Here is a 22695-nt window from a genome sequence, read left to right as displayed (position 1 = left end):
CTTAAAGCAATGTTATGCGGTATTAATCCTCCTTTCGGAGGGCTATCCCCCACTACAAGGCAGGTTGCCCACGTGTTACTCACCCGTCCGCCGCTAGATTGTCTCCGAAGAGACTCTCTCGCTCGACTTGCATGTGTTAAGCACGCCGCCAGCATTCATCCTGAGCCAGGATCAAACTCTCAATTTAAAAGTTTAATCTTAGCTTTTCGCTAATTATTTACTGTAAAAGAATTGCTGGTTCTTTATCTTAATCTGTTTAATTTTCAAAGACCATGTCGCCCTCAAGCGACTTCTTTATGTTATCACTTTCACTAATTCATGTCAACACTTTTTTAAATTATTTTTATGTGGTAACATTTCTGTTTAGTTATTTGCGACAATTGATATGATACCATGTTAGCACTTAACCAACACGGTATTATCACTTGCTTTTTTAAATTGTTTTTATTCTTCTCTTAATATCTTTATTTTTCTCCATATTTTTTATATTGATACACTAGGTATAGTTTATTTTTTATTTTCACTATTATTAAACTTGCTATTTAATAATACTATATCAACCCTTCTATTTTTACCTCTTTCACTTTCACTATTATTTTTATCTATTGGCCTGTATTCTCCATATCCAACTGAAGATATTCGCTCTGGAGAAACCTTTCCTCCCTCTATAAGAAATTCAGTAACATTAGTTGCTCTAATAGCTGATAATTGCCAATTAGATTTAAAGCTATCATTCTTTATAGGAGTATCATCTGTATGTCCCTCTACCCTTATGTAATTATCTATCTTATTTAAAATTCCACTTATTTTTATTAACCTCTCCTTAGCTACCTCTTTTATCTCAGCTCTTCCTACATCAAAGAACATTGTATCTTTAAAGCTTATTACGAGTCCTCTTTCTTCTATTGTAGTAGTTATTGAGTCTTTAATCTGAGACTCTGAAGCATATTTTTCTAAATTATCTTTTATATCACTTAATTTTCCTTCTTCACTTAGTACCTTTGTATCCCCTTCATATCCATCTATAATATTTTTATTATCTCCTCCAACTATCCCCTCTCCCCCTCCTAATACTCCTTTAAAGGAATTAGATAGTTCCTTATATTTATTTACATTAACATTACTCATAGAGTATAAAATTATAAAAAATATCATAAGAAGGGTTATTAAATCAGAATAAGTTAGAAGCCATCTTTCATGATTCCCCTCTTTCTCAACCTTTCTTTTCATCTTTCTCCCTCTCCTCTAATTAGAGTTTATCTTTTTAGACTCTTCTTCTGTCATAAAACTTTCAAGGGCATTTACTAAGGTAGTTGGATTTGCCCCCTCTTGAATAAGAATTATTCCTTCTAATATCATTCTTTTTTCATCTACTTCAATATCATTTAGCACCTTCAACTTATTTGCCATTGGAAGCCATAATAAATTAGCTGATGCAACCCCATATAAAGTGGCTATAAATGCTAAAGCTATTTTAGGTCCTAAAGAATTAGGGTCTTCTAAATTTCCTAGAACATGAATTAATCCTGTAACCGTACCTATTATACCCATAGTAGGAGCAAATCCTCCTGCTGATTCAAATACAGAAGCTTGTTTTCTATGTCTTTCATCCATAGTTTCAATTCTAATTTCCATTGTGTTTCTTATTACAGATGAATCTGCTCCATCTATAACCATTTGAAGGGCTTTCTTCCCAAAGGAATCTAATGAGATATTGCTTTCACTTAACTCCTTCTCAAGTCCTAGTAACCCATTTTTTCTAGAGTTTATAGATAAATCTTTTAAATAACTTATAACTTGTCCAAAATTATTATTTTTCCCTCTAAAGAGTACTCCAATTACCTTTGGTAGCTTTTTTATTTGTGCCATAGGAAATGCAACTATAACTGCTCCTAAGGTTCCTCCAAATACTATTAATGCAGCACTTCCCCCAAGTAATGCTCCTAGATGGCCTCCTTCTAAAATAAACGCAAATATTAAAGATAACCCACCTATTAAAAGTCCCAATATAACACTTATATCCATATAAATCCTCCATTTATAAAAAGTTTTAAGTAATTATAAATCCTTCATATTATATTTAACAAAACCTTTATTCCTTATTTTTTTATCTATTAAATACTTTTTTGTAAGCTTACATATATCTATACTTATAACTCTTAATCTTTCTACTTTTTTCTTTATGTTTTACTACTTGTAATTTATATAAATTTCATAAGACTTAATAACTTTATATAATTAGCTTTAATTTATATTTACTTATATTAGAGAATATAATATATTATCTTCTAACTATTATGTTTAATAATATATTTTATCCTTTATCTCTTGGAACTCCAGCCCATATATTGTTATAATATTTTTATAAATAATTTAGGAGAGATTTGAAATGAAATATTTTATAAAGGAAAAGTTTTTTTCTATTAAAGATGTATTTTATATAAAAGATCAATATGAACAAGATATATTTAAGGTGTTATCTAAGATTATATCCTTTGGTAATCATCTTAGAATGTACGACAATAAAAACAATGAGGTATGTGAGATAAAACAAAGTGTGTTTAGATTTTTACCTGAGTATAATATTATAATGGGGGATACTGTGGTCGCTAACTTAAAATCAAAATTATCAGTTTTCACAAAAAAACTTTCAGTATCTAGTAGTTTTGGTGATTATACTATTGATGGAAATGTATTAGCTCATGATTTTACAATCTATAAAAATAGAAGAGTTGTATGTACTGTGTCAAAAACTTTCTTTTCCCTAAGAGATTATTACTGTGTAGATATAAATGAAGATGAAAATCCAGCCTTTATTCTGTCAATGGTAATATGTATAGATCAAATCTATCATGATAAAAGAGGATAAAAATAAGTAATACAAGCCTATATAACATAAAATAGGTACCACTTACTTAAAGTGATACCTATTTCTAACTATATATCAATATGTGAATTATGGACTATATTATCCTAAGAACATTTCTAGGTCATCATCTACATTTGTGATTCCACCTATTCCAAAAGTATCTATTAATACCTTAGCAACATTTGGTGAAAGGAATGCTGGTAGAGTTGGTCCTAAGTGTATATTCTTAACTCCAAGGTGTAATAATGCAAGTAATACTATTACAGCCTTTTGCTCATACCAAGCTATATTGTAGCATATTGGCAATTCGTTTATATCATTTAATTCAAATACTTCCTTAAGCTTTAATGCTATTAATGCTAATGAGAATGAATCATTACATTGTCCAGCATCTAGAACTCTTGGTATTCCTCCAATATCTCCTAGGTTTAATTTGTTATACTTATACTTAGCACATCCAGCAGTTAGTATAACTGTATCCTTTGGTAGCTTTTCAGCAAATTCAGTATAGTAGTTTCTTGACTTAGCACGACCATCACAACCTGCCATTACAAAGAATTTCTTTATAGCTCCTGATTTAACTGCATCTACAACCTTATCTGCTAAAGCAAATACTTGATTATGAGCAAATCCACCTATGATTTCTCCTTGCTCTATTTCTATTGGAGACGCACATTTTTTAGCATGTTCTATTATTTCACTAAAATCTTTAACTCCATTTTCACCTGCTTCTATATGCTTTAAGTCAGCATGTCCAACTATTCCTGTTGTGTATACTCTATCTTTATAAGAATCTTTTGGTGGTACTAAACAGTTAGTTGTCATAAGTATTGGTCCATTAAAGCTTTCAAACTCTTCTGTTTGCTTCCACCATGCATTTCCGTAGTTTCCTGCTAGGTGAGAGTATTTCTTTAATTGTGGATAGTAATGAGCTGGTAACATTTCACTATGAGTATATATATCTACCCCTGTTCCCTCTGTTTGCTTTAATAATTCTTCTATATCCTTTAAGTCATGTCCACTTATTAATATTCCTGGGTTATTTCTAACTCCTATATTAACCTTTGTAAGTTCTGGATGTCCATAGCTCTCAGTATTAGCTTTATCAAGTAGTGCCATTCCATCTACACCAAACTTACCAGTTTCTAATGTTAATCCTATTAACTCATCTATAGTCTTTGAATCATCTAGTGTTGCTGCTAAAGATTTAGCCATAAATCCACTTATTTCATCATTGTCATATCCTAATTGATTAGCATGCTTCATATATGCAGTTAATCCTTTTACTCCATAAGTTATAAGTTCTCTTAAAGATCTTACATCCTCATTCTCTGTTGCTAAAACCCCAACCTTTGAAGCTTTTTCAAGCATTTCTTCATCATTAGCTGGTGTCCACAATGAAGCTTCTGGTAAATCTTTTAGTTCTCCACCCGCTACCTTAACTTGAGCCTTTAACTCTTCTCTAAGTTTTAATCCTTCTTTTACTCTGCTTACAAACACTGAGTTATCCCAGTTAGCATTTGTTATAGTTGCAAATAAAGATTCTATTACAAACTTATCTACTACCTTATTTATAACATTAACTTTTCTTCCTCTTTCACTTATAGCAGCTATACCTTTTGTAACATATACAAGTAAGTCTTGTATTTTAGCTAAGTCTTCTGTTTTACCACAAACTCCTCTTACTGTACAGCCCTTACAACCTACTGTTTCTTGACATTGAAAACAAAACATTCCCATAATATACCCTCCTAAGATTTTATCTATATTCTTTCAAAATTATTTCTTAATTAAGTTTACAAGTAAATTATACAAAAGTAGTAGATATTAATCTGTAACATATGTTACGAGTGAATATTTTATTTAAATTTTTAAATAAAATAAATTAAAAAGTGTAGCTAAAAATATAACTACACCTTTTTATTATAATATTAAAGTTTTTCTACTAATTCTTTAAATTTATTTCCACGTATTTCAAAGTTTTTAAACATGTCAAAGCTTGCACAAGCTGGAGATAAAACTACATAATCTCCTTCTCTAGCTATTTGACTTGTTTTCTCTACTGCCTCTTCTAGGTTGGAAACTATATGACATGGAACCTCTATATTCTTTTCCTCTTTTAGTTTCTTAAAAGCATCCATTATTTTATGTTTTGTTGCTCCCATAAGAACTATCTCTTTAATATGCTCATATCCTCTAAATGCTAAATCATCAAAAGGAATGTTTTTATCTGATCCTCCAGCTATTAAAATTACCGGTTTATCAAAAACACTTATTGTTGCTAATGTTCTTGTAGGACTTGATCCTATAGAATCATTATAATACATTACTTTGTTAACTTCTCTAACAAATTGATTTCTATGATCTACCCCTGTAAATGTAGTAGCAACCTTCTTCATAGTTTCTAAAGAAACCTCATCTTTAACCGCTATAAATGCAGCTAAGTAATTTTCCACGTTGTGCATTCCTTTTATGATTATATCTTCCTTATTACATACCTTTTCTCCATTTAAGTATAAACTTCCATCATAGTAGTAAGCTCCATTCTCTAGTTTTCTACTACTTGTAAACATTCTAACTTCTCCTTTTGCTTCTTTCTCAAAGGAATAAGTTATTTCATTTTCTCTATTTAAAATTAGCACTGAATCTTTATCTTGATACTTAAATATATTCTTCTTTGAATCTACATACTCTTCCATATCCTTATGCATGTCTAAATGATTAGGACTTAAATTAGTAACCATAGCTATTTCTGGTGAAACATCCATTGTCATAAGCTGAAAAGATGATAACTCCAGTACAACCCTATGATCCTCTTTTATTTCTTCTATTTTAGAAAATAACGGAGTTCCTATATTTCCTCCAACCCATGTGGTAATCCCCTCTTCTTTTAGAAGATTATAAATTATAGATGTAGTTGTAGTCTTACCATCACTTCCTGTTATTCCATATATCTTAGCTTTGCAGTACTTTACAAACTCCTCCATTTCTGAGGTTATCTTTGCCCCTGCCTTTTTAGCATTTACTAAGGCTTCACTATCTATCCTCATTCCTGGAGTCTTAAATATAACTTCAAATCCTGTAAGTCTATCTAAATAACCTTCCCCAAGTTCTAACTTTATACCCTTTTCTAAAAACTCTTCTGCTATCTGTCCTAAGTCTTCCTTATTCTTCTTATCAAAAGCTGTAACCTGAGCACCAAGCTTTATTAAAAAGTTTATAAGTGGAATATTACTAACTCCTATTCCTACTACCGCTACCTTCTTCCCTCTTATATAACTTTTAAATTCATCAAAATCTCTTTTCATAGTGTTCCTCCCAGAAAATACTTCCTATACTTATATTACTTTTATTTATAATCTTTGACTCTTTTTTCTTTAATTATATCACCTTCATGGGCTTTTGTTTAAATAAAAAAACATCTATTTAATAGTATTTAACTATAAATAGATGTTTTTAACTTTATATCTTAATATTTCTTTATTATATATCTATGCTTTTCCTAATGTATAATATTAATTTTAAGTTATAGGTAATCCTTTATTAATATTTAGATATATCCTACATAATAATTATTTATTTTTAACTTTACCTAGCGAATATCATATATACCTCTTCTAACTAAGAGATAATATGCCATACTATATTTCTATATATTACTTGATTAAACTCTTCTTATATATATTAAATAGTTCTTCTTCTCCTATTTCCTCTGGATGATTCTTCAATTTACCTGCATTTTTAGCCATATCCTTAGCATAATCCCTAAGTTCATCTTCTGTAACCTTAATATCAACATTTATTAAATTATCTAAAATATTACCGAAGTCTTCTAGAGAACTCAACTTCATAAGTTGTATTATTTTCTCTACTCTTTCCTTATTCTTAAAAGCATTAAAATATTCCTTATATAATATAGTATTTGCGAGTCCATGAGATACCCCTTTATTATAAGTTAAGGCATATCCCATACCATGAGGAAGGGAAGTTGCTACTTGAGCTATAGCCATTCCTCCTAAGGTTGAAACCATCATAAGATCTTCTCTTAATTTATTATCTAATACTTTATTTAATAACCTAGATATACAACCACCAAATATCTCTATACCTTTTTCACAATACAAATCACTTAATATATTAGCATTACTATTAAGATAAGCTTCAGCTAAATGAGAGAAAGCATCTAAAGCAGTGCTTACGGTATTTTTATAGGACATATTCTCCATATACTTAGGATCTATAAATGCTAACTTTGGAAATACGCTATGTCCTATATTCTTTTTTGTCTTCTCCTTATGATCTGTAACTATAGCATATTGAGTAACTTCTGTTCCAGTTCCAGCTGTTGTTGGAACAGCTATAACTGGAACTCCTTCTAGATGACTTGCCCCTATGAAATTAAATGCATTATATTCTTTATTATTTATAAGTACAGCAATAGCCTTAGAGGCATCTATAGGTGATCCCCCACCAATCCCAATTATAAAATCAACCTTTTCTTCTATTCCTATATTTGAAGCTTTGTCTACTGTTTCTAAAGAAGGATTCTCTTCAACTTCATCAAAAATAACATAGCTTATATCTAAGCTTTTTAATGTATCTACCACATCATCTAAAGAACCATTTTCCTTAGACGATCTTCTTCCTGTGACTATTAAAGCCTTTTTTCCTATACAACTAATTTCTTTTCCATGATTTTTAATACAATTGTCTCCTACATAGCATTTAGTAGGCATTAAATACTTAAAATTATCCATACTAATCTCCCCCAATAATTTAAATAATATATTTTTTATTATGTCTCTTCATGTTTAAATAATGTCTCTTATATATATTATATCCTAAATATAAATAAAAAAGAGTGACTTTAAAAGTCACTCTAATGTAATCTTAAAAATTTGGTTCTTCTACCTTCTTACCAGCTACATATCTTTCAATGATATTTCTATCATCTCCTAGATATATATATCTTTCTAATCTTTCCTCTAATGTACGAGGATTTAAATCTGCTAAGTTTTCATCATCTATAACTAATGCATCAAACTCGTATCCTTCTTCAAAGCTTCCAACTTTTCCAAAGAAGCCTCCACCACCCTTAGTTGCTAAATATAGTAACTCTGGTGCTGATAAAGCAGCATATTCCTTGTTCATTTCAAGCCATTTTAATCTTGATACTTGAGCTGATACAGCCATTATGCTTGTCATTGATATAGCATGTCCTCCTGATATATCAGAAGCAAGTCCCACTGGAACACCCTTTTCTACAAGTTTTCTTATCGGTGCTATACCACTTGATAAGTTGTTGTTAGAGTGTGGGCTATGAGCAACATAGACATTATTTTTAGCCATAAGTTCTATTTCAGCATCATTTCCATGTATACAGTGAGCCATTATAGTTGGCTGTTGTCCAAATAATCCATGGTTATCATAAACTTCACCATAGAAAGAACTTTCAGGATGTAACTCAGAAACCCAAGCTATTTCTCCTTGATTCTCAGATAAGTGAGATTGTACAGGAACATTGTACTTTTTAGCTAAATCTCCTAACCCTTTCATCAGGTTTGAAGTACAAGTCGGTACGAATCTTGGAGTAACTATAGGCTTAACTATATCATATTTATTATGAGTTTCTTCAAGCCATGCCTCTGTATCCTTAAGTGACTTCTCTGTATCTTCTATATAGAAGTCTGGAGAATTTCTATCCATATTAACCTTACCAACATAAGCTCCTAGACCTGCCTTAGCTAAAAGGTCCATTAATATGTTTGTTGAATCTTTATGGATTGTTCCAAATAGAACTGAACGGGTTGTACCGTATCTCCATAACTCTTTAACAACCTTCTTATATGCTTTTTCTGCATATTCTAAATTAGAGTACTTTGATTCCTCTGGGAATGTATAAGTTTCAAGCCATGGTAATAGCTCCTTGTCCATTCCAAGCCCTCTATTTGAAAGCTGTGGAGCATGGAAGTGAAGATCTACAAATCCTGGGATTATCATTTTATCCCCATGATCTATAACCTCTGAACATTTATACTCCTCTGGTAGGTTTTCATAAACTCCTACCACTTTGTTATCCTGTACCACAAGATAACCATTCTTTATAACCTTAAGTTCCCCAAACTTTGGTGTATAAAGAACATTCCCCTTTAAAACCTTTACATTATTACATGTAGCCATTTTAAATCAACTCCCTTTAACGTAAAAAATAAAAATAATATATACAACTATAATTATAGCTTTGCTTCTAATATTATTCAACAAAGTTAATTTTCAATGTATTAAGTTTAGTCTAAGTTTTTTATGTGATTTTATTTTTTCAAGTATAATTAATAGCATTTTTTAAATAATATATTGTTTATTGCAAATTATTTCCTTAGTTATAGCCCCTATATTTCGTGTTTTTTTCATTATGAACATATTTTCTAATACCTATTATAGTAATTATCGATAAATTCACATAATTCTATTAAGATTTTCTACACTCATTATCATTAGTATATATGTCATATTAAGTAGTTTATTTAATTAAACTTAAATAGACAGTCATAATTATAAGATCTTTAAAAAATTTTTTAACTATCTTTCATCTTTATATATACTAAAAACTCCTTATTCCCCATCTATAAATTATGTTTATAACCTTCATTTAATATAAAAAAGCACTATGAACCTATTAAATCCATAGTGCTTCCTATAATTATTACAGTAATTTTTCTTAATATTATATTGAACTATATCCCTGTACAGTTCCTTTAAAACTCCATCTTATCGCTTATATAATTAACAAGCTCATCTATTCCTATTCTAATTTGCTCCATAGTATCTCTATCTCTTACAGTTACCGCATTATCTTCTAAGGTATCAAAGTCTACTGTTATACAGAAAGGAGTTCCTATTTCATCTTCTCTTCTATATCTTTTACCTATAGAACCAGCTTCATCATAATCAACTGGGAAGTGCTTGCTTAGTTTTCCATAAACCTCTGTAGCCTTTTCTGAAAGTTTCTTTGAAAGAGGAAGTACCGCTGCCTTAAATGGTGCAAGAGCTGGATGTAATCTTAATACATTTCTCACATCGCCTCCCTCAAGCTCTTCTTCATCATAAGCATCTATTAAAAATGCAAGAGTAACTCTGTCAGCACCTAGAGATGGCTCTATACAATAAGGTACATATTTCTCATTAGTTGTTGGATCTAAGTAATTTAAATCCTCGCCTGAATGATTCATATGCTTTTTTAGGTCATAATCTGTTCTATCAGCTATTCCCCAAAGTTCTCCCCAACCAAATGGGAATAGATACTCTATATCTGAAGTTGCATTAGAGTAGAATGATAGTTCTTCTTCACCATGATCTCTCATTCTTAAATTGTCCTTATTTACTCCAAGGTTTAACAAGAAATTCCAGCAATAATCCCTCCAATAGTTAAACCACTCTAAATCAGTTCCTGGTTTACAGAAGAATTCAAGTTCCATTTGCTCAAACTCTCTTGTTCTAAATGTAAAGTTTCCTGGTGTTATCTCATTTCTAAAAGATTTTCCTATTTGAGCTATACCAAAAGGCACTTTCTTTCTTGCACTTCTTTGAACGCTCTTAAAATTCACAAATATACCTTGTGCTGTCTCAGGTCTTAAATATATTTCTGAAGATGAATCCTCTGTAACTCCCTGGAATGTTTTAAACATAAGATTAAACCTTCTTATATCTGTGTAGTTTTTCTTTCCACACTTTGGACAAATTATATTGTTATCATCTATATAACTCTTTAACTCTTCATTAGTCCAACCATCAGCAGTTGCTACCTCTGCTCCATTTTCAGTCATATGATCTTCTACAATTTTATCAGCTCTAAATCTAGCTTTACATTCCTTACAATCCATTAATGGATCTGAAAATCCTCCAACATGACCTGAAGCAACCCAAACTTCTGGATTCATAAGTATTGCACAGTCTACTCCTACGTTATAAGGACTTTCTTGAACGAATTTCTTCCACCAAGCTTTTTTTACATTATTTTTAAACTCTACTCCTAATGGACCATAGTCCCAAGAGTTAGCTAATCCGCCATATATCTCAGACCCTGAAAATATAAAACCTCTATTTTTACATAAAGCAACTATTTTATCCATGGTTTTTTCTACTGCCATAATTATTCCTCCTTATTTTTTGTAATAAAAAAAGACCCTAACCTCTAAGGGACGAAATTTAATTCCGCGGTTCCACCCTTATTGGCCAAAGCCCTGCTTTTCAAAATTAAATGCTCAAAAGCTCCCTTCATCTAAAGTTCCTAATGGTTTTCACCTGCCACCATCTCTCTAAAAGGTTCTAAAGACTACTCTTCTTTATCATAGCAACTATTTCTTTTTATATAATAAGACTATTTTATCAAAATATTATCTATTGTCAAGACATATATTAGGCATCTGCCATTTCATTACTCATAGTAATCTCCTTTGTGGCTCCTGGAAGATTAAGATCATACTTCACTGAAAGTATTCGTACAGAAAAGGTTATAATGAAAGTTACATAAAGGGCAATTACCCTTGATGTAAAAGGATATATAATGCAAAATACAATAGATCCTATTATGCAAGCCACTGCATATATTTCTTTCCTAAATACAAAAGGTATATTCTTAGTAAACACATCTCTAAGAATTCCCCCTCCTACACCTGTTAATAATCCCATAACAATAACTGCAAAGGTTCCATTTATCCCATTATTAAGGGCAGCATTAGACCCTATAGCAGTGAAAACCCCTAGGCCTATGGCATCACTTAGAACTATAGATAGTTTAAACTTACATATTACATTATAGAAAAAACAAGTTAAAAATGCACATCCCATAGCTATAAGACTAAATGTTGGATCTTTAAAAGCATTAGGTGGTATATTTCCGATTATAAGATCTCTAAATATTCCTCCTCCAACTGCTGTAGTTACTGCCATAAATGTTATTCCAAATATATCTAGCTTCCTTTGTATACCAACTATTGCTCCAGATATAGCAAAGGCAATTGTTCCAATAATTTCTAAAAAGTTTATTAAAGCCATTTATTTTCCCCCTAATCCAAGTTAACCCTATAACATTATAAAACAAATTTTTAAATTTAGCCTTATATATTACATATTTCAATAGATAAAATTAATGTAAAAATAGAGGGAATTTTCTAAATATTTATGTTGCATTAATTTTTCTTATACCAAGTAATATTATAACCTTATACCTAGCTTTTATTGTAACACTTATTCTATTGATAACTTTTGCAAAATCTTAAAAAATCATTTAGTGAAAACTCTTATTACAACACTTATTATATTACCACACAGTCAGTAAGGATAATATTCTCGATTAAAAAAATAAAGAGATAATGTTATCCATTATCTCTTTTATGTATATATCTACGTAATGCCTTAGTCAAAAAATAAATTGGCTCCGCGAAAAGGATTCGAACCTTCAACCTATCGGTTAACAGCCGAGTGCTCCACCGTTGAGCTATCGCGGAACGTTTACTACAAATACTATTATATCAAGTTTATAAAAAATTGCAAGGGTTTTTTATAATATTTTTTAAATACTTTTTAAAGTATAATAACTAATCCTACAGCACCTATGGTGCTTTAGGATTTAAACTTTTATTATCCTTTCATACTAAGATTCATATAACTAAAAATACTATCTAAATAATAAAAAGCGAGGATTTCTCCTCGCTTAAATTCTTATGATTGTGGTTTCATTGTTGGGAATAATATTACATCTCTTATGGAAGAAGAATCTGTTAAGAACATTACTATTCTATCTATTCCTATTCCAAGACCTCCTGTTGGAGGCATTCCTGTTTCTAGAGCACTCATAAATTCCTCATCTATAACATATGCTTCATCATCACCAAGCTCTCTTTCATTAGCTTGTTGCTCGAATCTATCCCTTTGAACTATAGGATCATTAAGCTCTGAATAAGCATTACATACTTCTCTACCAAATATGAAGCCTTCGAATCTTTCGGTGTACTCTTCATTTCCTCTCTTTTTCTTTGTTAGAGGAGATATTTCCACAGGATAATCACATACAAATGTTGGCTGAATTAAATGCTGCTCTGCATACTCTTCGAACATAGCATTTAATATGTCTCCCTTTGTACAATCTTCTATCTTCTTCTTAAAGTCTAAGTGCTTCTCCTTAGCAATACTTTGTGCTTCTGCATTGCTATTTATTGTATCAAAATCTATTCCTGAGTGTTCTTTAACTAACTCTACCATAGTAGCTCTTCTCCAAGGTGGAGTAAGATCTATTTCTGTTCCCTCATAAGTTATCTTAGTAGTTCCATTTACTTTTAAGCATGCATGAGCTACTAAGTTCTCCATGATTTCCATCATATCATTATAATCAGAATACGCTTCATAAAGCTCTATCATAGTAAACTCTGGATTATGTCTTACTGATATTCCTTCATTTCTAAAGTTTTTACCCATATCATATACTTTTTCAAATCCAGCAACTATACATCTCTTTAAGTAAAGCTCTGTAGCAATTCTTAAGTACATATCTATATCTAAGGCATTATGATGAGTTACGAAAGGTCTTGCAGCCGCTCCTCCAGCTATTGGGGAAAGTATTGGTGTTTCAACCTCAAGGAATCCTCTATTATCAAGAAATTCTCTTATTGCCTTTATTATATTAATTCTCTTTAAGAAAGTTTCTTTAACCTCTGAATTAGTTATTATATCTACTTCTCTTTGTCTATATCTTAAATCTGGATCTTTTAAACCATGCCACTTTTCTGGTAATGGCTTTAAAGATTTACATATTAATTCATAGCTTTTAACTAAAACTGATATTTCTCCTGTTTTAGTCTTAAACACTTCTCCTGTAACAGCTATCCAGTCACCAAGATCCAAAGTCTTAAAAGCTTTGTGAGCCTCTTCTCCAATGTTATCAATCTTTACAAATAATTGCATCTTACCATCTCTATCATGGATATCTGCAAATCCAGCCTTACCTTGAACTCTCTTAGACATAAGTCTTCCAGCTATGGTTACGCTTTTTCCTTCAAGGTCTTCATAACTTTCTTTTATTTTAGAAGATGTATGAGTTCTTTCTACCTTATATACATCGAATGGATCCTTACCTTGTGCTTGTAAATCTGCTAGTTTTTGTCTTCTTAATCCTTCTTGCTCACTTAACTGAGCTTCTAGCTCCTTAATATTTAACTCTTCATTAGCCATCAACTTTCCCTCCAATTACTAATCTCTTCTTATTCCTAATATTTCAAACTTAGAAACTCCTCCTGGAACAACAGCCTCAACCACGTCACCTATCTTCTTACCTAGCAGTGATTTTCCCACTGGAGATTCATTAGATATTTTATTTTCCATTGGGTCTGCTTCAGCAGAACCAACTATTGTATATTCAACTTCCTCATCGAAGTCATAATCTTTAACCTTAACTATGGATCCTACTGATACCATATCAGTGGATATTTCGCTTTCATCTATTACAGTAGCATTTTTAAGCATATTCTCTAATTGAATTATTCTTCCTTCAACAAAAGCTTGCTCATTTTTAGCTTCATCATACTCTGAGTTTTCACTTAAGTCTCCATAACCTAGAGCTACCTTTATTTTTTCAGTTATCTCTTTTCTTTTAACAGTTTTTAGAAACTCTAATTCTTCTTCTAATTTCCTAACTCCTTCGTAGGTCATTACATATTTCTTATCGCTCATTTTTCTACTACTCCCCTTTAACATTCATACTAATGATTATATATTATAAATCTTTTTATTACAAACAAATTGGAAAATGCCTTCCTTTTGTTAAGTATATTTAAGTAATTATAAATTAGCTATATATCCTTGTCAATATACTATACCTTACATGTAAATATTAATTAAAATATAGGTGAAACTTTTATAGCCTTCACCTATATTTTATGATTTATTCATCTTATGCTATTTTATTAATAAATATTCTTTAAGTTAATTATAGTTTTTCTTATATTCATTAAGTAAATCTATAACTTCCTTTGCATTATCAATTGTATTTATCTTTGTTTTAATAACCTTAGAATCTCTTATTCCTTCTATATACCAACCAATATGCTTTCTCATTTCTCTAATAGCTCTATGCTCCCCACTATATTTTATTGCCAATTTATAATGAGTTATACACATATCTAAAACTTCTGCTTCTTTAGGATACTCTATAGTATATCCATTTAGTTTATTATATATCTGCTTAAAAATCCACGGGTTGCCTCTTGCTCCCCTAGCTACCATTATTCCATCACAGTTTGTAAGACTCATAAGTTTTTCTGCATCCTCAGCAGAAAAAACATCTCCATTTCCTATAACAGGTATAGATACTGAATCTTTAACATCTTTAATTACATTCCAATCTGCCACTCCACTATACATTTGGTCACGAGTTCTTCCATGTATAGTAATAGCATCGATACCAGCTTCTTCCATGTATTTAGAAAAATCCATAGCAAGGTTTTCATTTCCTTCAAAACCTTTTCTAAACTTTACTGTTATGGGTTTATTACTAGCCTTCTTCATTTCCCTTATTATTTCTTGTGCTATTTTAGGAGTCTTCATTAGTGCTGATCCTTCTCCATTTTTAATTATCTTAGGCATTGGACATCCCATGTTAATATCAATTATAGCTACATCTTTATCTTCATTAAAATATTCTGCTGCCTTTGCCATGGTAAAAGGATCCCCACCAAAAATTTGTACCGCCACAGGTGTTTCTTCCTGTGCTACTCTAAGTAATTCCTTTGTTTTTTCACTTTCATAGTATAAGCCTTTGGCACTAACCATCTCTGTATACACAAGGCCGCACCCCATACTCTTACACAAACCTCTAAAGGATATATCTGTAACCCCAGCCATAGGAGCTAAAAAAACATTGTTACTGAACTCTATATCCCTTATCTTCATATCTTACTCCTTATTTTTATCATATATAAGCCTTAATCCCTCTAAGGTTAAATATAAGTCTATTTTATCTATACATCCAGCTTCCTCATATATAAGTCTTGAAAGCCCTCCTGTAGCAATAACATAAGGCTCTTCTTCCCCTAAAGCTATCATCTCTTTTTTCATCTTTGATACTATGTATTGAACTTGACCTATATATCCATAGACTATTCCTGCTTGCATACTGTAAACTGTATTCTTTCCTATTACACTAGGAGTCCTTACAAGCTCTACTCTTGGAAGCTTTGCTGCTCTTTCAAAAAGTGCTTCTGAGGATATCTGTATCCCTGGACATATTGTTCCTCCGAGATAATCTCCATTTTTCCTTAGGGCACAAAATGTGGTTGCAGTTCCAAAGTCTATTATTATACATGACTTTTTATATATATAATGGGCTGCTACTGCATTTACTATCCTATCCGCACCAACCTCTTTAGGATTATCATACTTTATGTTAATACCTGTCTTAACTCCTGGTCCCACTATAAGTGGTTCTATATGGAAGTATTTTTTTATCATAGCCTCTAAAGAGTACATTATATTGGGAACAACAGAAGAAACTATAACACCCTTAACGCCCTCTGGTTTTAGTTTATTATTACTAAATAATTGCATGACTTGTATACCATATTCATCAGATGTTTTTTTAGAATCTGTAGATATTCTCCAATTAGCTATAAACTCACTAGAGCTATCATCAAAAATCCCCAACACCACATTGGTATTCCCCACATCTACAAGTAATATCATTATGTACACCGCCTCTATATAATTATAAAAGCAGCTAAAAAGCTGCTTTTATTGTATCATTATTATTTTATCACATATTTATATATCTTGAATACATGATTTATTAATATTATTGTAACAAGGCGTTGTTTTTTGTCAAGATTTTTTATACTTTATCCAAACATTGATAAAAGTACACCAGCGGCCACAGCTGATCCTATAACCCCTGCAACGTTAGGTCCCATAGCATGCATAAGAAGGAAGTTTGACTTATCATACTCTTGTCCAACTACCTGAGAAACCCTTGCAGCCATAGGTACTGCTGAAACTCCTGCTGATCCAATTAATGGATTTATCTTTCCCTTAGTTACCTTATACATTATCTTTCCTATTATAAGCCCCCCTATAGTTGCCACAGCAAAGGCTGTCATACCAATAGCAATTATTTTAAGAGTATCAACTCTTATAAAAACATCTGCTTTAGCAGTTGCTCCTACAGAAGTACCAAGGAATATAGTAATTACATTTATTAATCCATTTTGAGCAGTATCTGTTAGTCTTCCTACCACTCCTGACTCTTTAAATAAATTACCAAGCATAAGCATTCCAACTAAAGGTGCTACAGATGGTAATAGTAATATTACTAGTATAGCAACCACTATAGGGAATACTATTTTTTCCACCTTTTTAACTTCTCTTAACTGTCCCATTTTAACCGTTCTTTCCTCATCAGTAGTTAAAAGTTTCATTAAAGGTGGCTGTATCATAGGTACCAATGCCATATATGAATAAGCTGCAACTGCTATTGGTCCTAAAAGTGTTGGAGCTAATTTACTGGTTAAAAATATAGCTGTAGGACCATCCGCTCCTCCAATTATACCTATTGATGCTGCCTCTTGAGGTGTGAATCCTAAAAGTATAGCAAGAGTAAAAGCAAAGAATATTCCAAATTGTGCTCCTGCCCCCATTAGAACTGAAGACGGATTAGCAAGAAGTGGTCCAAAGTCTGTCATTACTCCAACACCTAAAAATATAAGTGGTGGATATATATTAAGCTTAACCCCTTGATATAGATAGTATAGTAATCCTCCTGAACTTGTTCCTTCTGGAGCTCCCATTATATTAGCAAGTGGTAAATTTACAAGTAGCATACCAAAAGCTATAGGAAGAAGTAGTAGTGGCTCAAACTGTTTTGCTATTGCAAGGTATATAAGAACACAAGCAACAGATATCATTATAATTTCATTTATCGTTATATTTGCAAATCCTGAGCTTTGCCAAAGATTCGTTAAAACCTCTCCTATATTCATAGTTATCAATTCCTTTCTTGTTACTCTATAACAGCAAGTAAATCAGAAGTATTAACAGCTGCTCCTTTTTGCACTGCTACTTGAGCTACCTTTCCATCTACTGGAGACATTATTTCATTTTCCATCTTCATAGCTTCAAGAACGAATAAAACATCTCCTTTTTTAATAGTTTGACCTTCACTTATATTAACTTTAAGTATTGTTCCTGGCATTGGGCACTCTATCTTTTCTCCACCAGCTACTGCCTTTGGTGCCTCTTTAACACTTGTTTCCTTTACAGGTTCTACTACCTTTTGTGTTGCAGGTGCTGCCACAGTCTTTTGCACTACAGGTTGAACTGCTTCTGTGAATTCCTTTACTTCTTCAACCTCAACTTGATAAGCACATCCATTAACTGTTATGTTATATTTTTTTATCATAATTACTTTTCCTCCTCAAAATATTATTAATATTTCATAATAAATATAGGAATAATAGAATTCATTTCTCTAAAATTATAAAGAAAATCTGTTCCAATTATTATTTTCAATTCTTTTTATACTTTTTATTCTAAGATCTGACGCACTACTACCAGTCTCTGCACATAATGCTCCCATTATAGCAGCAACTAGTTCATAGTCATCTCTAAGGTCTACCTCTTCTTCAATAATAACTACATTATCTTCTTTTTTAATCTCTTGTTTTTCTTCCTTAGTTTCTTTAACTTTATTCTTATTATCTGAAACAATAGAAGTTAAAATTTTACTTTGAAGCTTTATAACAAACATCAATACTATTAGCACTATAAAAACTATTAGCATAGATACTAAAGTAACTATACCTGAAAAGCTTAATTTTTCAACGAAACTCATAGCTTCTCCTCCTTTTATATAAGTATAGTTCCATGATTTTTAGGATATTTTATCACTTTCTTAGTTTGTAGCATATCTAAGGTCATAAATAATCTTGCTCTTGTTTCTTTTGGAACTATAATGTCATCAATAAACCCAAGCTCTGCTGCCTTATAAGGGCTTGTTATCTCTGTTTCTAAAGATGTGATAACTTCTTTTTCCTTATCTTTTGGATTACTAGCTCCTGTTATCTCATCCCTATTAAGAGCCATGATAATTTTTTCTGGTGTTGTAACTGCTATCTTAGCATTAGGCCATGCATAAACCATATCGAAGGCCCCTTCTTTATTGCTTAAGGTTACATATGCAGAACCATATGCCTTACCAACTATTATAGCAACCTTAGGTGTCGTAGCCTCTGCTAAAGAATAAGTTAATTTAGCTATAGAAAGAACTAGTCCATTTTCTTCCTCTTTTAATGTAGAAGAGAATCCTTCTGCATCTACAAAGGTTACTAAAGGTATGTGATAAGAATCGCATAACTTAACAAACCTAGTTAACCTATCTAGGGATTTTATATTTAAATATTCATTATGTTCTGGAGCCACAACCATAACCCCTACACTTAAGCCATTTATTTTTCCAAGAGTAGTTAAAACAACATCTTCATCACTCTTAAAAAGTTCTATATAAGAATTATCATCAAATATTTCCATAGATAAATGTCTCTTATTTATTTTATTAGATTTACACATTTCATCTAAAGATTCTTGTATAAATCCCTTATTATCCTCATTTTCAATAAAAGGTTTTTCCATATTATTAGAAGGCATAAGCTGAACTATTTTTTTAGCCATAGCTAATACTTCTTTATCATTATCACAAGCTATAGTAGCTCCTCCATTATTTAAAACCTTTTCTCCTTCACCATACTGTGAAACACCAATAAATTTTTCTTCCTTATTACTTAAATCTAAAGCTGGGTTAACATATAACCTTCCAGTTTCCTTTGATATTATAGTAAAATCGCTCATAGCCGCTGTCACTGCTGATATTCCAGCACAATGGCCTAAAACTAAAGATATTTGCGGAACAACTCCTGAAAGCTTAGCTGTTAGATTTGTAATCTTTGAATAAGCTAGAAGGGTATTTAATCCGTCTTTTATATCTCCTCCTGCCGAGTCAAGTATTTTAACTAAGGGAGCACCCATCTTTAACGCCATTTCCATTATATTAGCTATTTTTTCTCCTGATGCCTTATTCATTAAGCCACCATTCTTTGTATAGTCCTCGCTATAAACATATACTAACTTTCCTTGAGAGGTTCCATAGCCTGCTATAACTGTAGAGTCCTTTAAAAATGTTCCTATTTCAATAAATGAGCCTTCATCCAATAATAAATTAATTCTTTCTCTTGCAGTTAATTTATTCTGACTATGTTGTCCTTCAAGCTTATCTTGTCCCCCACCCTGGCGGATGTTATGTTTTTTTTCAATTAACTCTTCAATCTTATCCATAATAACCCTCCTCGATTGGATGTTTTATAAATTTTAATTAAGAAAACCATTACATGTATTTCAAATAAAATTATGACTAATACAATATTTTATTCATAATCCTCATACTATAATATCATATTTTTATCCATATGTATATATTTTCTGCAAGTTTTAATTCATTTTTCTGTATATTCTATTGTCACTAAATGTTTTCATGATTTTTTTGTTTCTTATATTTTTCATTTCATTTCATTTTATATTTTTTCTTAATAAAGTCTAATGTATACCCTTTTCTTTATTATAATCACTAATTTATATAAATCAAAAACCCATCATTATGTATAGATTCTCTTTTAATCATGTAAAAACAACTCCTCTTATTTAAATATTCTACTGTATTTTGTGCAATAAAAAATGACTTATGCTAATAATCTCTTTATAGCATAAATCATTTATCTATTGCTAAATCACATAATATTACTTTAATATAAGATTTAATAATTATAAAACCCCTAACATTTAAATGTTAGGGGTTTTAAACATTATTATTCTTTATCTTATTTTAAAATAAACCTACAATATCTCCATTTTCTAATATATCCATCTTTTCAGCTGCTGGAACCTTAGGAAGTCCTGGCATAGTCATTATATCTCCTGTTAAAGCAACGATAAATCCTGCCCCATTTGATACCCTAACCTCTTTAACTGTTACCTCAAATCCTTGAGGCTTACCTAAAAGACTTGGATTATCTGATAATGAATACTGGGTCTTTGCCATACATATAGGCATTTTATCTAAATTAAATTTTTCTAATTCCTTAATTTGCTTAGAAGCCTGTGCTGTAAAGGCTACACCGCTAGCTCCATATATTGTTTTCGCTATTTTTTCTATCTTTTCTTTTATTGTTAGATTAACATCATATAAGGTTTCAAAATTACTCTTTTTATTTTCTATACTCTCTATAACAGCTTCTGCTAAATCTACTCCACCTTCTCCACCTTTCGCCCATACTTCAGCTAGAGAAACTTTAACATCTTTACTATTACAGAACTCTTCTATAGTTTTAAGTTCTTCTTCACTATCATGTATGAATCTATTTATAGCAACAACTACTGGTACTCCAAATCCTTGTATATTTTCTATTTGCTTTTCAAGGTTTTCCATACCCTTTTTCAATCCTTCTACGTTAGGAGTATTTAAGTCTTCCTTCTTAACTCCTCCATGATGCTTTAAAGCTCTTACTGTAGCTACTATAACTACACACTTTGGTGAAAGCTCTCCATACCTACACTTTATGTCAAAGAACTTTTCAGCTCCAAGGTCAGCTCCAAACCCTGCTTCTGTAACAACGTAATCTCCAAGCTTTAATGCCATTTTTGTTGCCATTAAACTATTACATCCATGAGCAATATTTGCAAAAGGTCCTCCATGTATTATAGCTGGAGTATTTTCTAAAGTTTGAACAAGATTAGGTTTTATGGCATCCTTCATAAGCATAGCCATAGCCCCATTTGCTTTTAAATCCTTACAATACACTGGTTCTCCATCTAAATTGTAAGCTATTAATATATTACCCATTCTCTCCTTAAGATCCATAAGGTTCTTTGATAAACATAATATAGCCATTACCTCAGATGCAACAGTTATCATAAATCCATCTTCTCTTAGGAATCCATTAGGTTTACCACCCATCCCTACAACTATATCTCTTAAAGCTCTGTCATTCATATCTAATACTCTTTTAAATATTATTCTTCTTGCATCAATTCTTAAGTTATTTCCTTGATGTATGTGATTGTCTATAGCAGCACATAGTAAATTATTAGCTGCTGTTATAGCATGCATATCTCCTGTGAAGTGAAGGTTTATATCTTCCATAGGAACAACTTGAGCATATCCTCCTCCTGCTGCTCCTCCCTTAACACCAAAAACTGGTCCTAAAGAGGGTTCTCTTAAAGCTATTACAGCTTTTTTATTTATTTTACATAAAGCCTGACCAAGACCTACAGTAACTGTTGACTTTCCCTCTCCTGCTGGAGTTGGATTTATAGCAGTAACTAGTATTAGGTTCCCATCTTCTTTTTCCTTTAATTCATCTAATATGTTTAAAGATAATTTGCATTTATATTTACCATAAAGCTCTACATTATCCTCATTTATTCCAAGTTCTTTTGTAATATCCAATATGGGCTTAATTTTAGCACCTTGTGCTATTTCTATATCTGTTTTCATAATTATATTCGGCTACCATATTTTTTATTTGGAAGCCTTCCTCCTTTCAATTCATTTATTAGTTTGAAAGTGGTCATTACTTATATTGCCTATATCTATAGATAAATTATATCACTGGTGTAAATCCTAATAAAGCATAAAAAAATTCATTACTTTAATTTATTAAATATTATAATATTATATTAATCCTTATTATATCAAGCTTTTAATTTCTAATAGGTAATAACTATATATACTATAAAGA

General features: G+C 31.3%; 18 protein-coding genes, 1 tRNA gene, 1 rRNA gene and 1 other annotated feature. Of the genes, 1 reads left to right on the top strand and 19 read right to left on the bottom strand.

Annotated elements, in window-relative coordinates; all coding sequences use genetic code 11:
• From BR69_RS20145 to BR69_RS0107265, 3 genes are all read right to left on the bottom strand, one after another.
• Positions 1–187, bottom strand: a 16S ribosomal RNA gene (locus tag BR69_RS20145); the annotation flags it as partial.
• Positions 188–507: 320 nt separating this feature from the next.
• A complete protein-coding gene (locus tag BR69_RS0107270) occupies positions 508–1230 on the bottom strand; it encodes an OmpA/MotB family protein (protein ID WP_027632593.1) in 723 nt (240 codons plus the stop codon).
• A gap of 15 nt (positions 1231–1245) precedes the next feature.
• A complete protein-coding gene (locus BR69_RS0107265) occupies positions 1246–2025 on the bottom strand; it encodes a flagellar motor protein (protein WP_027632592.1) in 780 nt (259 codons plus the stop codon).
• A gap of 364 nt (positions 2026–2389) precedes the next feature.
• On the opposite strand from BR69_RS0107265, the gene BR69_RS0107260 reads away from it, so the two are divergent.
• Positions 2390–2869: an LURP-one-related/scramblase family protein gene (locus tag BR69_RS0107260; RefSeq protein WP_027632591.1), complete on the top strand. Its 480-nt coding sequence runs from the start codon at positions 2390–2392 to the stop codon at positions 2867–2869.
• Between the two features lie 99 nt (positions 2870–2968).
• Here BR69_RS0107260 and hcp read toward each other — a convergent pair whose 3' ends face one another.
• The 16 genes from hcp to BR69_RS0107180 all read right to left on the bottom strand — a co-directional run bounded on the left by hcp (position 2969) and on the right by BR69_RS0107180 (position 22451).
• Positions 2969–4609, bottom strand: coding sequence for a hydroxylamine reductase (gene hcp / locus BR69_RS0107255; protein WP_027632590.1), 1641 nt, complete (start codon positions 4607–4609; stop codon positions 2969–2971).
• A gap of 191 nt (positions 4610–4800) precedes the next feature.
• Complete coding sequence (gene murD / locus BR69_RS0107250; protein ID WP_027632589.1) at positions 4801–6177, bottom strand: UDP-N-acetylmuramoyl-L-alanine--D-glutamate ligase; 1377 nt, start codon at positions 6175–6177, stop codon at positions 4801–4803.
• Positions 6178–6525: 348 nt separating this feature from the next.
• Positions 6526–7626 (bottom strand): iron-containing alcohol dehydrogenase family protein, encoded by a 1101-nt coding sequence (locus BR69_RS0107245; RefSeq protein ID WP_027632588.1) that lies wholly within the window; start codon positions 7624–7626, stop codon positions 6526–6528.
• A 133-nt stretch (positions 7627–7759) separates the two neighbouring features.
• Complete coding sequence (gene guaD, locus BR69_RS0107240; protein ID WP_027632587.1) at positions 7760–9049, bottom strand: guanine deaminase; 1290 nt, start codon at positions 9047–9049, stop codon at positions 7760–7762.
• 575 nt (positions 9050–9624) lie between these two features.
• Complete coding sequence (locus BR69_RS0107235) at positions 9625–11016, bottom strand: glycine--tRNA ligase (RefSeq protein ID WP_027632586.1); 1392 nt, start codon at positions 11014–11016, stop codon at positions 9625–9627.
• Between the two features lie 44 nt (positions 11017–11060).
• Positions 11061–11227 (bottom strand) — a binding site (T-box leader).
• A 57-nt stretch (positions 11228–11284) separates the two neighbouring features.
• A complete protein-coding gene (locus BR69_RS0107230; RefSeq protein WP_027632585.1) occupies positions 11285–11923 on the bottom strand; it encodes a trimeric intracellular cation channel family protein in 639 nt (212 codons plus the stop codon).
• Between the two features lie 377 nt (positions 11924–12300).
• A tRNA-Asn gene (locus tag BR69_RS0107225) sits at positions 12301–12375 on the bottom strand.
• 214 nt (positions 12376–12589) lie between these two features.
• Positions 12590–14095 (bottom strand): lysine--tRNA ligase, encoded by a 1506-nt coding sequence (gene lysS / locus BR69_RS0107220; RefSeq protein ID WP_027632584.1) that lies wholly within the window; start codon positions 14093–14095, stop codon positions 12590–12592.
• 18 nt (positions 14096–14113) lie between these two features.
• Positions 14114–14593 carry a transcription elongation factor GreA gene (greA, locus tag BR69_RS0107215; protein WP_027632583.1) on the bottom strand — a complete coding sequence of 160 codons (480 nt, stop codon included), beginning with the start codon at positions 14591–14593 and terminating at the stop codon, positions 14114–14116.
• A gap of 252 nt (positions 14594–14845) precedes the next feature.
• Positions 14846–15811 (bottom strand): tRNA dihydrouridine synthase DusB, encoded by a 966-nt coding sequence (dusB, locus tag BR69_RS0107210; RefSeq protein ID WP_027632582.1) that lies wholly within the window; start codon positions 15809–15811, stop codon positions 14846–14848.
• Between the two features lie 3 nt (positions 15812–15814).
• Positions 15815–16600: a type III pantothenate kinase gene (locus BR69_RS0107205; protein WP_027632581.1), complete on the bottom strand. Its 786-nt coding sequence runs from the start codon at positions 16598–16600 to the stop codon at positions 15815–15817.
• A 152-nt stretch (positions 16601–16752) separates the two neighbouring features.
• Complete coding sequence (locus BR69_RS0107200) at positions 16753–17889, bottom strand: sodium ion-translocating decarboxylase subunit beta (protein ID WP_027632580.1); 1137 nt, start codon at positions 17887–17889, stop codon at positions 16753–16755.
• A gap of 20 nt (positions 17890–17909) precedes the next feature.
• Positions 17910–18308: a biotin/lipoyl-containing protein gene (locus BR69_RS0107195; RefSeq protein WP_341349677.1), complete on the bottom strand. Its 399-nt coding sequence runs from the start codon at positions 18306–18308 to the stop codon at positions 17910–17912.
• A 75-nt stretch (positions 18309–18383) separates the two neighbouring features.
• The gene (locus BR69_RS0107190; RefSeq protein ID WP_027632578.1) at positions 18384–18740 is read right to left on the bottom strand and encodes an OadG family protein; all 357 of its coding nucleotides are present in this window, start codon (positions 18738–18740) and stop codon (positions 18384–18386) included.
• A 14-nt stretch (positions 18741–18754) separates the two neighbouring features.
• A complete protein-coding gene (locus BR69_RS0107185; RefSeq protein ID WP_027632577.1) occupies positions 18755–20236 on the bottom strand; it encodes an acyl-CoA carboxylase subunit beta in 1482 nt (493 codons plus the stop codon).
• Between the two features lie 544 nt (positions 20237–20780).
• The gene (locus BR69_RS0107180; protein WP_027632576.1) at positions 20781–22451 is read right to left on the bottom strand and encodes a formate--tetrahydrofolate ligase; all 1671 of its coding nucleotides are present in this window, start codon (positions 22449–22451) and stop codon (positions 20781–20783) included.
• Positions 22452–22695 lie beyond the last annotated feature (244 nt).

It is taken from the genome of Clostridium hydrogeniformans DSM 21757 (assembly GCF_000686705.1).
GTDB lineage: Bacteria > Bacillota > Clostridia > Clostridiales > Clostridiaceae > Clostridium_Z > Clostridium_Z hydrogeniformans.
Note: the sequence above shows the minus strand (reverse complement) of the source record. Positions and strands in the feature narration are given on the sequence as shown.